The 14146-nt window shown below is 30.7% G+C and carries 16 protein-coding genes; all 16 read left to right on the plus strand.

The features are described 5' to 3' along the window. The first annotated feature begins 8 nt into the window (after positions 1-8). The 16 genes from KGF50_RS06140 to KGF50_RS06215 all read left to right on the plus strand — a co-directional run bounded on the left by KGF50_RS06140 (position 9) and on the right by KGF50_RS06215 (position 14055). Positions 9-449, plus strand: a complete 441-nt coding sequence (locus KGF50_RS06140) for a phage tail tube protein (protein ID WP_003425675.1) — start codon at positions 9-11, stop codon at positions 447-449. Between the two features lie 15 nt (positions 450-464). Beyond that, positions 465-881 (plus strand): phage tail assembly chaperone, encoded by a 417-nt coding sequence (locus KGF50_RS06145; RefSeq protein ID WP_227847265.1) that lies wholly within the window; start codon positions 465-467, stop codon positions 879-881. Between the two features lie 179 nt (positions 882-1060). Beyond that, a complete protein-coding gene (locus KGF50_RS06150) occupies positions 1061-4453 on the plus strand; it encodes a phage tail tape measure protein (RefSeq protein WP_227847266.1) in 3393 nt (1130 codons plus the stop codon). Between the two features lie 46 nt (positions 4454-4499). Next, positions 4500-4976, plus strand: a complete 477-nt coding sequence (locus KGF50_RS06155) for a DUF4352 domain-containing protein (protein WP_227847267.1) — start codon at positions 4500-4502, stop codon at positions 4974-4976. Positions 4977-5033: 57 nt separating this feature from the next. Beyond that, a complete protein-coding gene (locus KGF50_RS06160; protein ID WP_227847268.1) occupies positions 5034-5672 on the plus strand; it encodes a LysM peptidoglycan-binding domain-containing protein in 639 nt (212 codons plus the stop codon). A gap of 239 nt (positions 5673-5911) precedes the next feature. Next, positions 5912-7429, plus strand: a complete 1518-nt coding sequence (locus tag KGF50_RS06165; RefSeq protein WP_227847269.1) for an NlpC/P60 family protein — start codon at positions 5912-5914, stop codon at positions 7427-7429. A gap of 14 nt (positions 7430-7443) precedes the next feature. Then, positions 7444-7776, plus strand: a complete 333-nt coding sequence (locus tag KGF50_RS06170; RefSeq protein ID WP_074141631.1) for a DUF2577 family protein — start codon at positions 7444-7446, stop codon at positions 7774-7776. Next, a complete protein-coding gene (locus tag KGF50_RS06175; protein WP_074141630.1) occupies positions 7769-8203 on the plus strand; it encodes a DUF2634 domain-containing protein in 435 nt (144 codons plus the stop codon). The genes KGF50_RS06170 and KGF50_RS06175 overlap by 8 nt, the downstream gene beginning before the upstream one ends. Beyond that, positions 8196-9248 (plus strand): baseplate J/gp47 family protein, encoded by a 1053-nt coding sequence (locus KGF50_RS06180; protein ID WP_227847270.1) that lies wholly within the window; start codon positions 8196-8198, stop codon positions 9246-9248. Before KGF50_RS06175 ends, KGF50_RS06180 begins: the two co-directional genes overlap by 8 nt. Before the next feature lies 1 nt (position 9249). Further along, on the plus strand, positions 9250-9864 hold the full coding sequence (locus KGF50_RS06185; RefSeq protein ID WP_227847271.1) for a putative phage tail protein: 615 nt from the start codon (positions 9250-9252) through the stop codon (positions 9862-9864). A 1-nt stretch (position 9865) separates the two neighbouring features. Beyond that, the gene (locus KGF50_RS06190; protein WP_227847272.1) at positions 9866-10861 is read left to right on the plus strand and encodes a phage tail protein; all 996 of its coding nucleotides are present in this window, start codon (positions 9866-9868) and stop codon (positions 10859-10861) included. A 16-nt stretch (positions 10862-10877) separates the two neighbouring features. Further along, on the plus strand, positions 10878-12503 hold the full coding sequence (locus KGF50_RS06195) for a glycine rich domain-containing protein (protein WP_227847273.1): 1626 nt from the start codon (positions 10878-10880) through the stop codon (positions 12501-12503). 20 nt (positions 12504-12523) lie between these two features. After that, positions 12524-12871 (plus strand): hypothetical protein, encoded by a 348-nt coding sequence (locus KGF50_RS06200; RefSeq protein WP_227847274.1) that lies wholly within the window; start codon positions 12524-12526, stop codon positions 12869-12871. A gap of 11 nt (positions 12872-12882) precedes the next feature. Beyond that, positions 12883-13053: a hypothetical protein gene (locus KGF50_RS06205; protein WP_227847275.1), complete on the plus strand. Its 171-nt coding sequence runs from the start codon at positions 12883-12885 to the stop codon at positions 13051-13053. A 33-nt stretch (positions 13054-13086) separates the two neighbouring features. Further along, on the plus strand, positions 13087-13713 hold the full coding sequence (locus KGF50_RS06210) for a hypothetical protein (RefSeq protein ID WP_227847276.1): 627 nt from the start codon (positions 13087-13089) through the stop codon (positions 13711-13713). A 111-nt stretch (positions 13714-13824) separates the two neighbouring features. Beyond that, positions 13825-14055: a hemolysin XhlA family protein gene (locus KGF50_RS06215; RefSeq protein WP_021385516.1), complete on the plus strand. Its 231-nt coding sequence runs from the start codon at positions 13825-13827 to the stop codon at positions 14053-14055. Positions 14056-14146: the final 91 nt, after the last annotated feature.

Here is a 14146-nt window from a genome sequence, read left to right on the forward strand (position 1 = left end):
GTTAAAATTTGAAAGCTAAAATAGATGCAAAAAGAATAATTTCTGGTACTTTTGGAGAGTGTTGGCTAGATAATAAGCAACTTACATCAACAAAAGGAATGGAAGCCAAGGTTGATATAGATAAAGAAGAAATAAAATTATGTGGTCAAATAATGACCACATATAAAATGATTGGTGCAACTGGAAAAGGATCTATAACTCTTTATAAGATAAGTACCTTATTTGGCGAGTATGTCGAAAAAATGTTAAATGAAGGTAAAGAATTTAAAGTAACTATAATAAGTAAATTACAAGATCCAGATTCATATGGTTCTGAGAGAATTGCACTTTATGGATGTATGTTTGATGATTTAACTTTAGCTGATTGGGAAGCTGCGAAAGTTGGAGAAATAGAAGTTCCTTTTACATTTGAAGGTTTTGAATACTTAGATAAAATAAAAGAAAAATAGGAGGATTTTTATTATATGAATACAGTAGAAAAATTATTAAATATGGATGCAGGTAAATTGAAAATGCCATCTAGCGCATTTGAATTATATTGTAAAAAACTGGATGATACTTTAGAGATAGAGTGTAAGGCTATTGATCCAGAACGTTTTGACGAAATAAGAATGAACTCTATGGATGTTAATAGCGGAGATGTAGAAAACATTAACATATATGAACTTAAAGTAAATACAATATTAGAATCATGCCCAATATTTAGCAATATGGAATTAGTTAAAAAATTTAGTGCAATTACACCTAAAGAATTAATTAAAAAGCTATTACTTAGTGGTGAAATAGATAAATTATACGAGGAAGTTAATAAAGTAAATGGCATAGATGCAGAGGGTGATAAAAAAAGACAGAAAGAAAGAGCTAAAGATATAAAAAACTAATAAAAACGGATGGAGAAGTTAACTTGATGTATTTATTATTTAAGTATAAAGGTATAATGCCATCCGTTTCTTATTGTATGCTAAAAGGCGAAAAGGAAATTACTAGTATCTTCATGGATCAAGAATTAGACGAGAGAAAAGAAGAAACGAAAGCTGGCGCTGGAAGGTGGTTTTAATAGATGAGTGATGGTACAAGAGTTTTACAAGCAATTATAAGAATGAGAGACGAAGCTAGTGCAACTTTAAGAAGAGTTGCAGCAAATACAAGATCTCTGCATGACTCAACTTCTAGCGCCTCTAAGGCTTTAAATAATGTCCAAAACAATTTAAAAAATGTTGGTTCTACCGCTTTAAAAACAGGTAGTGCTATAGCTGCTGTGTCTGGTGGGATACTCGCTTTAAGTGCAAAATCTGCAATAGAATTCGAAAGTGCTTTTGCGGGAGTTAAAAAGACTGTAAATGCAAGTGATGCAGATATTAATACGTTTAAGAAAAATATCATGGATTTATCTAAAAATATGCCACAAACGGCAGTTGAGATTAGTGCAGTTGGAGAAGCAGCAGGACAATTAGGTATCAAAGTCGGTAAAAATGCATCTAACATTACAAATTTTACAAAAACGATGGTTATGCTTGGAGATGCAACGAACATGTCATCTGATGAAGCAGCTACAGCATTAGCGAGATTTGCAAATATCGTTCAAATGCCACAGAAAAACTTTGATAGACTTGGAGCAACGATAGTTCAACTTGGAAATAACCTAGCAACTACAGAGAGTGAAATTGTTGAAATGGCCCTTAGGCTTGCTGGTTCTGGAAAACAAGTTGGGATGTCTGAGGCGCAAATAATATCTTTCGCTGGTGCATTAAGTTCAGTTGGTATAAAAGCAGAAGCAGGAGGTTCTGCTTTTTCTAAGGTTATGCAACAAATGCAATTAGCATGCGAAATGGGAGGAAGTAAATTAAACAACTTTGCAAAAGTTGCTGGCATGAGTGCATCAAAATTTAAAGAGTCGTTTCAAAAAGATGCTGCTGGAGCAATTATATCATTTGTCAAAGGACTTGGAGATGCAAAAAAACATGGAAATAGTGCTATAAAAATGTTAAATAAGATGGGAATAACTGAAATAGGCATGACTGATGCTTTACTTAGAGCAAGTGGAGCAGGTGATCTATTTAACAACGCTATTCAACTTGGAAATGACGCTTGGAAAGAGAATGTAGCACTAACAAATGAAGCAAATCAAAGATATTCAACGACAGAATCGCAGCTTAAGATGATGAAAAATCAGATTACTCAAGTAGCAATAATTATAGGGAATAATTTATTACCTTTTATAAGAAGTGCAGTCCAAGTTGTATCTAATATGGCTAATGCTTTCTCTAACTTGCCTCCAGCCTTCCAATCAACTGTAACAGGTATATTGTTAGCTGTTACAACATTTGGCTTGTTGTTGGCTACTGTAGGGATTGTAAGTCTTGTTATTTCTAAAGCAGCAGGCTTATTCGCTTTCTTTATACCTATAATATTAAGAACAAAAGTTGCATTTAGAGCCTTTGTAATTGGAATGAAACCATTAAGTGCAGTATTTTTAGCTGTAATGGGTCCTATGGGTTGGACTATAGCAGCTGTAATAGCATTATCAGTAGCCTTTACTATTGCTTATGCTAAATCTGAAGTATTTAGAAATAAAGTTAATTCATTAGTAAAATCATTTACAGAATTCGCAAAGCCTATAGTAAATTTTTGTATGCCTGCACTTAAACAATTAGGAGAGAAATTTAAAGAGTTGTTATCAGCATTTGGTCCACTATTTGCATCTATTTTAAACTTAGGAAGTGTAATAATGAAGGTACTAGGACCTGTTTTAATTGGTGTAATAGGTTTTCATATAGCAAAATTAGTTGTAGTTTTATCTACTCTAGCAACTGCATTCAAAGCTGTAGTTGATACTATAACTAATGTATTAAATGGCCTTGCATCTATTTTAAATGGAATATTTGATTTAATTATAGGCATTGTCACAGGCGATAGTAAAAAGATGATGAATGGAGTTAAGCAAATATTCGATGGTGGAACTAAAATTATAAAATCAATTTGGAAAGGTTTCATAGACTTTGTAACTGCTCCTATACAAGCTATAGCTGATATAGCTGACAGTTTATTTAAAGATAAAGCTAAATGGCTTACAGATAAATGGAGAGATTTAAGAACATCATTAGAAAATCCAATAGAGGCAACTGCTAAAATTGCTACTAAAACAAATGTAAATATTCCAGGAAGTAAAGCAGCAGATGCAGCTGGAAAATCAACTCCAAACACAGGAGGATTAAAACAAACAGTAGCAAATCTAAAAGGTTCATTTAGTAATTTTAAAACTTTTATTAAGCCTATGACAGATTCTATAAGCCAAGGAGTTGAATCTGGAAAATCTAAATTTACAGAGTTACAAAATAAAATATTAAATGATGTCAAGCCTGCACTAAAGGTTTTAGAAGATTCTGGAGTAAATTTTAAGAATAAATTTAAGGAGTCAATAACTTCAATAAAAGATAAATTTAATGAATTAAAGGATATATTAGCTGGAAACATTAAAACAAATATAGATAATCTAGTAAAAGCATTTGAACCTTTAAAACCTCATTTAGATAATTTGAAAGATTGCTTTGATAAAATTAAAAAAGCAATTACTGATTTTTTCACTCCAGCCAAACAAGTTGGAGATACAGCAAACCAAGTAAGCCAACCAATGGACAATATTAAAAAGTCTACTGATGGTATAAAGTTAGCATTTCAAAACTTAGGTCAGGCACTTGCCCCTGTTAAAGCTTGGTTCCAAGGATTTATGCCTTTCCTATCACAAATAGGACAGCAATTATTACCAGCTATAGGAATAGCAATAGCTGGTGTTGTTGGAGGAATAATTTTAGCATTTATATGGTTTTTAAATACATTAACTGCAATAATAACAACTGTTTCTGGAGTTATAAACGGAATCATATCTTTTATATCTGGAATTGTAAATGTTGTAATGGGACTTATAACAGGAAATGCTGATCAAACTATGGATGGACTTAAGCAAATATTTGATGGTGGAGTAGGTATAGTAAAGTCTATATGGAATGGGCTTGTTGATTTAGTTAGTGGGATACTTGAACCTGTAATAGATCTTGCTGACTCACTTTTTAAAGATAAGGTTAAAGGTGTAAAAGAGGCTTGGAATAAACTAAAAAAATTCCTTCATGATCCAATATCAGGAACAATAGAAATATTTAAAAAAGGTCCTAGTTTACAAGTTGGAAAAGGTGCAGATGCTGCTGGCAAAAGCCCAAGAAAAGCATTTGGTATAAATAGAGTTCCTCGAAATGATTATTTAATAAGAGCACATGAAGGAGAGAAACTTTTAACCAAGCAGGAGGCCAATCAATATAAAAGAAATAATTCAAATGGTAGTTTATTAATTGATAAATTGGCAGATACAATAATTGTAAGAGAAGAGGCTGACATAGATAAAATAGTAAGAAAACTAAATAAAAAAATATCTATTGCAAAAGTTGGAGGCGTCCTGTAAATTATCGTGCTATAATTGTAGTATATAATTTACAGGGGGTTATGTTATGAATAAAAAAATACTAGTATTGGCAATATCAATTATACTATCTTTAAGTTTAGTTGGATGCAGCACAAATAATTCAAAAAATAGAGATAGTAAATCTAAGCAAAACACAGAGGAAGTTAAAAATCATAAAATAGGCGAAGTTGTTGATTTAGATGGAGCAAAAGTATCTTTTAAAAATATTAGGAAATTAGAAACAAATAGTAATGATTATGCTGTTGAAATTGAAATAACTAATACAGGTGATAATGATTTACAAAGTGATTATCTAGAAAACTATATATTAAAATCAAGTGACAATACTACTGGAGAAGCAATAAATAACCAAGAATTAAATGGAGAGTTAATGTTTGATACAATACGCCCAGGAGATACTTTGAAAGGTGAAATAGCATTCGAACTTACAAAAGATGCAACACCAAAAACACTTGAAATTGCTTATGAAAATGTAGGAAAATATACAGTATTTGATTTATAATAATTATCTTAAAAGACACTTATTGAAATAAGTGTCTTTTGTTTTAGGAGGAGTTTAATGGAAATATGGTTAAGGCAAGCAAATAATACATTTAGGTTTCCTGTTATTCCACCCTCTTTTGAAATAAATGGAAGTGCAACAATAAATACATCTAATATTTTAAGTGTTGGAGATATTGCAGTATTTGGAGGGTTAGGGCTTAAAACTATAGAACTATCCTCTTTTTTCCCTAATCAAGAATATAGTTTTTGTAATTACAACGGATTTCCAAAACCATATGATTGTGTAAATTTAATAGAAGGTTGGATGAAAGAAGGATATATATTAAGATTTACCATTACAGAAACAAATATAAATTTTGAATGTATAATAACAGATTTTAATTACAGAGAACAAGATTGTTCTAGGGATGTTTATTTCACTTTAAGCTTAAAAGAATATAGGAGAATACAAATATCTAAAGTTAATACTGTTACAAATGAAAAATTATCTTCTAGTCTTGATCTTCCTCTGACTAAAGGGTTTGAGACAAAAAATAAAAAAACTCATAAAGTCGTTGAGGGTGATACGCTCTTTAAAATAGCTAAAAAATATTATGGCAATGGCGATTTGTGGGAGAAGATTTATGAAGCTAATAAAGATAAAATTAAAAGTCCAAACATCATAAAAAATGGTTGGATTTTAACAATTCCTTAAAATGGCGGTGATTTATAATTAATAAAATCAAAATACAAGTTCATATAAAAAATGGAAATATATATAATGTAACTGATTTAGTAGATAAATGCACTTGGTCTGGTGATTATAGATCACCATCAAGAACTTTAGAATTTTCTATAATCCAATCTGCAAGTGATATTAATTTTAGGCAAATAGATATTCCAGTAGCAAGTACAGTTTGTTTCTATGTTGATGATAAAGAACTTTTTAGAGGGATGATAATAGATAGATCTTTAGACTCAAGCAATAACATGATTGATTTCACTGCAAAAGATATGGGTTTTTTACTTTTACAAAGCGAAGTGTCATACAATTTTAAAGATAGACTAGTTGAAGATATTGCGAAACAGGTTTTTGTAGATAATAAACTCCCACTAGGTAATTTGCCTAGAACCAACGTTAAATATACAAAAATGTTTATTGGTGTAACTGGCTATGATACTATAATGAGTGTTTATACAGAAGCAAGCAAGACAACTAAAAAAAAGTATCTGATAGAGTCTAATATTGATAAATTTAATGTCATTGAAAAGGGTGTAGTTACTTTAAATATAACATTTGAAGAAGGTTTTAATCTTATTAATACTAGTTTTTCAGAGAGTATGGAGAATGTAAAAAATAAAGTACTAGTTGTTGATCAGTATGGTAATAAGATTAGCGAAAAGATAAATGACTCTATATTTAAAGATATTGGGGTAATTATGCAAAAGGTAATACAGCAACAAGAAAATAGTACCATAGATATAGAAAGCGAGTTTAAAGGAATTGAAAAGACTTGCTCTCTAAAAGGATATGGTGATATAAGTTGTGTAACTGGCAGAGGTGTAAAAGTAAAAGACTCATATACAAAACTTGTAGGTCTTTTTTATATAGATACAGATAAACATACATGGCAAAATGGAGATTATCAAATTGAATTAGAACTTAATTTTGAGAATATAATGGATGAGAAATCTGCTGGTCAAGATGAACAAAAAGAAGATGGTTCAGAGTATACTGGAGGAACAGAATATCCTGCTGAGTTTACTGCTTATTGTCCTAGAAAATCTGAGGGTGGAGATAAAGATTGTAGAGGTAAAAAACTTGAACCATCTAAAAAAACATGTGCGGCTCCTATGGTTGGAGCATATGAAAAATCTTACTATACAAAAGATTTCCTAAATAAACATCCTCTTATGAGATATGGAGATGAAATACAGTTAGTTACAGGTGTTTCAAATCGAGATGGAACATATAAAGTAAATGATAATGGCTCTGCAATAATTATAGAAAAGGATGGAACATACCATATAGATATTTTATTTGGAAATGTTGAAGAAGCCAATAACTTTGGAAGAAGAAAAGGAAAGATTATCATTGGTGGTTATGCTGGAAACGTGACAGAAAGAGCAAAAACTGTTATAACTGAAGCAAGAAAACACCTTGGAAAACCATACAAATGGGGTGGTAATGGACCAAGTAATTTTGACTGTTCTGGACTTATGGTATATTGCTTTAAAAAAGTTAATGTTAATTTACCAAGAACATCTAGCCAACAATCTAAAGTTGGTAAAAAAGTAGAGAAAAACAATTTACAAGCAGGAGACTTAGTATTTTTCCATAATCCAGTTAGTCATGTTGGTTTATATACAGGCAATGGAGAATTTTTACATGCGCCACAAACAGGAGATGTAGTCAAAATAAGTAAGTTAAGTAATAGAAAAGATTTTAATACAGCTAGAAGAGTTTTATAAAAAGAGGTGATAGCATGGCAGATCCAATTAATGAATTTATAGGAATAATGAGACAAGAAGGTAAATTTCATAATGAACCTTCTTTTTTTATTGGTAAAGTTAAAGATAAATTACCAGATTTAAAGATAGAGATAAATAATCTTTTATTGGAAAAAGAAAATCTTTTAATAGACAGCTGGATTCTTGATAGACAAATAGAATCTTTTAATACAGAAATAAATAAAGAGCACAAACATAATATAAAAAATCCTTTTACTAATAACCTTGAATCTGGAGATATGGTAATAATGTTTAAAATAGGTGAAAAATTTGCTATTGTAAGTAAATTGGTGAGCCTAGATGAATGATACGATATTTCCTTTCATGGGTGTTCCAGAGGATTATATTTCTCCAGTCAGTGAAGAATTGCCTATTTTTAAAGAATTTGCTTGGGATTTTAATAAAGATGAAAAGATAATTGAAAACGGAGACTTTAAAATAGTTGAAAGAAATGAAGCAATTAAAGTATGGATTTATAAAACAATAAAAACAGATAAGTATGTTTATTTAATATATGATTGGGATTATGGAACAGATATAAAAAATCTAATCGGACAAAAGTACACTAAAGGTCTTACTGAAAGTGAATCAAAAAGGTATATACAAGAAGCCCTATTAACTAATCCATATATATTAGAAGTTAATGTAACAAGTACAGAATTTAAAGATGATAATTTATCTATAAGTTTAAATGTAAAAACAATTTATGGAGAGGAGGAGATTACGTTTGTATAATGGCCGATCATTTAGTGCTTTAAATAATAGAACTTTAAATAACATAAATCTCCCTCTTTATAAAGGTCAAGGATCTTCTCTTTATAATATAGTTTCACCTGTTAATTCAGAACTTGCACAGTTATATATAGAGCTTTCTTATATACATAAGAGAGTTTTTATTCAAGATAACTTTGACGATTTTCTTGATAGAAGAGTCAATGAATTTGGTGTATATAGAAAGTTAGGCACAGAAGCAATAGGAGAGGTAATATTTGAGGGCAAAATAGGAACTAAAATACCAAATGGAACAATAATATCTCATAGTGATTTACTATTTGTAGTTATTAAAGATATTACAATAGATGAAGATAGTAAGTTAAATGCAAGCCCTATACAGGCTTTAGAGGTTGGCATTAAGTATAATTTATCAGCTAACACAGAATTTAAACTTATAGAAGAAATAACTGGAGTAACTAAAATTTATAATGAATTTGACCTAAATGGTGGAACAGAAATAGAAACTGATGAAGAATTAAAAGAAAGGTTCTATAAAATACAGAAAAACCAAGCCACAAGTGGAAATAAAGCACATTACCAGTCTTGGGCCTTAGAAGTTGAAGGTGTTTATAATGCAAAAGTAATTCCTCGCTGGGATGGTCCAGGTACAATTAAGATTCTAATTTATGGTCAAAATAATCAATCAGTTGATAATGAAGTATTACAAAGATGTACTGAACATATAGAAGAAGAAAAACCAATTGGACCTACTGTTACAGTTGTTACACCTAGTATTTTTGATGTTAGCATTAGTGCAACTCTAACACTTGAAAGTGGATATGATATTGAATCTATAAAAACTATGTTTTTGGATATTATAAATTCTTATTTAATAGAAAATTCAAGAGAGATTATTTATATAAAAGTAATGAGTTTATTGGCAAGTATAGAAGGTATTCATGATATAAAAAATCTTCTTGTAAATGGTGATGTTAGAAACATAATAGTTGATGAGGAAAAAGTTCCTGCTGTTTCAAGTGTTACATTTAATATTGAGGTGAGTTAAATTGAAGTTAATTGATTATCTGCCAAGTTTTGCAAACAATGAAATTGACATACAAATCCAGGAAGCACTTGAAAATGAACTTCTAACACTACTTGATGAAAAAGATGATTTACTGGATCAGTTTTTTATAGATACAGCAACTTGGGGACTTGATGACTGGGAGAACCTCTTAGGTATAAAAATAAATTATAAGTTAGACTTCGATACTAGAAGAAGCAATATAAAAGCGAAGATGAGAGGTAAAGGCACAACTACAATAGAAGTTATAAAAGCTATATCAGAAGCTTATACAAAGACTAATGTTGATGTAGAAGTATTTAGTAATCTATTTAGTTTTACACTTAGTTTTATAACAAATAATTGTAGTTATAACACTATTTTAGAATTAGATAAGAAAATAGAAGAAATAAAACCATGTCATCTTGAACACAAATTTAAAATAATTTTATTTAATCAAAATAACATTTTTACAGGTTCTACAATGAATACAGGTGAAACAGTTACTATATATCCTTACAGTCCAACTGATATAACTTCTTTTGGAGAATTGACTATAACTACAGGTAATGACAGAAGTATGGAAAAAGTAACTTTATACCCTAAGGAGGTGATATAAGTTGGCAGAACAAAAATATTATACCATTCTAACTAAAATAGGTAAGGCATCTATTGCAAATGCTACAGCACTTGGTAATAAAGTAGATTTAGTAAAATTACAACTTGGTGATGGAGCAGGAGCAGAATATAATCCAACAGAGGAACAAACATCTCTTAAAAAAGTTGTTTGGGAAGGCTCTGTAAATAATATAAAGATAGACGAAGAAAATCCAAACTGGATAGTAATAGAAACTGTAATACCAGGCAGTGTAGGTGGCTTTATGATAAGAGAGGTTGGGATATTTGATTCAAAAGACCAACTAATTGCAGTATCTAAATATCCTGAAACATATAAACCAACCGCTGACTCGGGAAGTGTAAAAGACTTAGTTATAAAGATTATTTTAGTGGTTTCTAATACTTCAAGCGTAAATTTGAAAGTAGATCCAACTGTTATTTTAGCGACACTTAAAGACATACAAGAGTTAGACTCTAAAATAGATACAACTAAAACAGAATTAACAAGCAACATAGAAACTGCTAAAACAGAGTTGAATACTAGGATTGACACAGAAAATGAGAAACAAAATATCAAAATTGATAATATTATCGCAGGTGGTGTAAATGTATCTCATACGCACATCATAGAGGTGGCTGATTGGATTTTAAATAATGAAACTAATATGTATGAAGTAACTATAGAAAATCCGCTTTTAACTGAAAGAATAGTAATATCAACATACAATGAAAATGGAGATACACTTGTCCCTGATGCGACGGTAAAAGATAATAATGTAATTGTCAGAAGTACTGAAAATAATAGAACATTCGTATATTTGATAAATGGAAATGCTCAAACAAGTTTAATTAATGCGACTGTGGATGATAACAGAGTATCTGAAATGACAACTTATTCATCTAAAAAGATTGAGGATAGATTGGTTAATTTAGAAGAAAAAGTAAATGGTGGGTTATCTAGTATTACAACAAGTGTAAATAATATGTTACCTATATAGAAAGGAGAATGTTGAAATGGCTAAGATTTATGACTTTAATAGTAGATATAGTGCTCAAACTGTTACTTTGCCACGTGGTAAGTATTTGCTTGAATGTTGGGGAGCAGCAGGTGGTGGAGGTAGTAGTATAGCTGACCCTAATTTACGCTCTAAAGGAGGATATAGCAAAGGCGAACTTACATTAAAAAAAGAAACTACCTTACATGTATATGCTGGATATAGTGGTCGAGAAGGTTTATTTTCAACCCCGTTTAATGGAGGAGGAAAAGCACTAATACACGAAAGTGATGTCAATCACGAAATTGTTTATTGTCATGGAGGAGGAGCAACTGATATTAGACTCATTGGAGGTAATTGGGACAATGAGCAAGGATTATTATCGAGGTTAATTGTCGCTGGTGGCGGTGGTAGAAATAATTTTTCTTCAAAAGGTGGTGATGGAGGAGGCTCTGTTGGCGGTGATGCTAGTGGTAAGGGAGCAACAGAAATAAAAGGTGGAGAAGGTGCAAGTGGAACTGATGGCTCCTTCGGGCAGGGAGGAAGCGGAATCGTTGGGAGTAAATACGGAGATTCTGGCGGTGGAGGTGGTGGTTGGTATGGTGGAGGAAGTGGGGGAACTGGAGGCGGAGGTAGTGGCTATGTTTTAACAGAAAATAGCTATAAACCAGCTGGATATATACCAACCAAAGAGTATTGGTTAGAAAATGCTATTACAACCACAGGTGGAGGTATTGCAGGAGAAAACGGAAAGGCTAAAATAACGCTATTGCAAGGCTTACCTTTTCTTACTATTAATTCTTATACATCTCAACAAGCCATTTTTACAGCGGAACATACAGAGGAAAATAAACTATCTAAAATTGAATGGTTTATAGATGATGTATTAAAAGAAACTTTTACTACAGATTTATACTTAGAAAAAACTATTAACTATACTTTAGAAGATAATGCTCTACACACTCTTAAAATAATTGTAACAGATATTAATAACATGATTTATGAGCAAATTGTTACTATAAGTAAGAGTATAATGCCATTACCAGCTAATGCTAATTTACAAGATATATCATCTAAGTTAACAGAGATTGGAGAAAGTTTTAAAAGTGGTAAAACAAGTATTATAAATACTTTAGCATTAAAGAACATAGAAGCAAGTTTGAATAACACACTTGTGGAGTTGTCAGAGAAAATAAAAACTTCTTTTGATAGTTCAGATGCTAGTTCACAAGAGTTGCAAAATAGGATAACAGAATTGACTAATCAATTAAGTCAAAGAATTAAATATGCAACTGGCACTTATTCTCCGCCAGCCGGTTCTCGGAGTGCTATAGTTGTTCCAACTAATTTAACTTTTGTACCAAAGACTATTATAGTTAAAATACTTCCCGTAAAAGATGGTTCTAATCCTTATAAACATCTTAGTGCTTATCCTTGTATGACTGGTGTAAATCAAAATCTTAGATATGACAATGGTTCATATACTCGTGTTATTGGTAGTGCTAGTATTAGAGACGTTACTGCTGATAGTTTTGAAATTGAATGTGGCGTGAGTGACCTTAACGCTGGTATTGAATTTCCTTTTACATTCTACAATAATACTTTTAGATGGTATGCATTAGATATAGAACTTTTAAATAATTAATTATAATATGAGGTGATAAAATGAATAGAAAAAATAGAATAATTTACGACCAAACAGGCAAAATATGGCTTCAAACAGGAGAAGCAACAGGTGATGTATTAGAACATGATGCAATAACAGAGTTACACTACTTAGATGTTGAATTTGGAAGTATAGACTATAGTAAACAGTATATAGAGTCTATAAATCCAATTACAAAAGAAGTAGTTTTAAAAGATATAGAAGTTATATTAACTGATGAACAAAAGAGATTACAAGCATTAGAAAAAGAATTAAGTATGTTGAAAGAAGAAAACAAAAATAGAGATAGTGAGATAGTAAACACAGCATTTGAATTTGAAAACATCAAATTAAATAATAATTTATAGGAGGAAACGATATGTATAACTTATTAAAACTTATGATAGAACAAAAGAATTATAGTACTGAAGAAGATTTACAACACAAGATGGATGTATTCTATGCAGTGAACAGGATTACAGAAGAACAATATTTAGAGTTAACAGGTTTATTAAATAAAGAAGAAACAACAGCAGAACCAACTGTATAGAAGGTTCTTTTTTTATTGAAAGAAGGTGATTAAATGACTTTTAAAGAGTTAGTTAATAAAGTTAGAAATCTTGTTTTAGAAGCAAAGAATGTAACTATAGAAGATACAGAAAATAACTTTACTAGTGATAATGTAGAAGGAGCATTGAAAGAATGTATAAATAGAGCTGATGAGGCTTTTCAAGAAGCCGATAGTGGAAAAGAGCTAATTGCAACTGCTATCGGCTCAATAGCCGCGAAAGATAGTACTTTCGCAGAATTGGCAAGTCTTATTGGGAATAGAAAAAGAGTAATAACTGGCATGAGTGAAATAGTCTCAGATATGAAAGTTTTTATAAAAATTGATAATTCGACAGAGCCAGCTTATTATATTCCAATACCAAATCTTAAGTTTAAGCCTTCATTTGTATTTGCTGTTTCAGAACTTTCTGGCACAGGTGATAAAGTAAATGAAAGTGTATTTTATATTAATTGCAAAGAAAGAAATTTATTAATATTTACTGCATCTTCTTACACTTCGTCAGGCTCACATGGCAGATATTCAAAGATTTTTAATCCAAATAGCGCTGCTGTATTTGAAGATTTTGAAAAAGATAAAAAAATGTATTTACCAACTGCAAATCAGAGTACACGAAGTATTTTTTATATAGCAATAGAATAACAGATATGATTTAATGTAAGAAATTTATTATACAAAATACAAGAAGTTTTAATAACATATAAGGCTTAGATAACCTCTAAGTCTTATTTTAATACAAATAAGGAGGCTTGCATGAATGAAGAACTTTTCAACGCAGATTTAAAAAGACATGAAACAAGAATAAATAAACACGGAGAAGAAATAGACGAATTAAAGATAGCAAATATAGAGTCTAAAGCAGAGTTAAAAGCACTATGTGAGAACTTAAATTCACTTACAAGTATGCTTAAATGGCTAATTGGAACAATGATTACAACACTTGTAGGATTCTTTATATTTGCTATTCAAAGAGGAATATTTTAATTAATTAGGAGGATAAGATATGGATAATTTAATAAGTTTCATACCAGAGCAGTTACTAATTTTAGTTGCTGCTCTTTATGTTATAGGAGCA

Source organism: Clostridioides sp. ZZV15-6598, from assembly GCF_020657705.1.
Lineage (GTDB): Bacteria > Bacillota > Clostridia > Peptostreptococcales > Peptostreptococcaceae > Clostridioides > Clostridioides difficile_F.

Excerpts from the sequence above, each read along its gene's own strand:
- KGF50_RS06150 (WP_227847266.1), top strand. The coding sequence starts at position 1,061 with ATGAGTGATGGTACAAGAGTTTTACAAGCAATTATAAGAATGAGAGAC.
- KGF50_RS06200 (WP_227847274.1), top strand. The coding sequence starts at position 12,524 with ATGAATAGAAAAAATAGAATAATTTACGACCAAACAGGCAAAATATGG.
- KGF50_RS06160 (WP_227847268.1), top strand. The coding sequence starts at position 5,034 with ATGGAAATATGGTTAAGGCAAGCAAATAATACATTTAGGTTTCCTGTT.
- KGF50_RS06175 (WP_074141630.1), top strand. The coding sequence starts at position 7,769 with ATGAATGATACGATATTTCCTTTCATGGGTGTTCCAGAGGATTATATT.
- KGF50_RS06170 (WP_074141631.1), top strand. The coding sequence starts at position 7,444 with ATGGCAGATCCAATTAATGAATTTATAGGAATAATGAGACAAGAAGGT.
- KGF50_RS06145 (WP_227847265.1), top strand. The coding sequence starts at position 465 with ATGAATACAGTAGAAAAATTATTAAATATGGATGCAGGTAAATTGAAA.
- KGF50_RS06215 (WP_021385516.1), top strand. The coding sequence starts at position 13,825 with ATGAATGAAGAACTTTTCAACGCAGATTTAAAAAGACATGAAACAAGA.
- KGF50_RS06205 (WP_227847275.1), top strand. The coding sequence starts at position 12,883 with ATGTATAACTTATTAAAACTTATGATAGAACAAAAGAATTATAGTACT.
- KGF50_RS06195 (WP_227847273.1), top strand. The coding sequence starts at position 10,878 with ATGGCTAAGATTTATGACTTTAATAGTAGATATAGTGCTCAAACTGTT.
- KGF50_RS06165 (WP_227847269.1), top strand. The coding sequence starts at position 5,912 with ATGATAATAGATAGATCTTTAGACTCAAGCAATAACATGATTGATTTC.
- KGF50_RS06210 (WP_227847276.1), top strand. The coding sequence starts at position 13,087 with ATGACTTTTAAAGAGTTAGTTAATAAAGTTAGAAATCTTGTTTTAGAA.
- KGF50_RS06155 (WP_227847267.1), top strand. The coding sequence starts at position 4,500 with ATGAATAAAAAAATACTAGTATTGGCAATATCAATTATACTATCTTTA.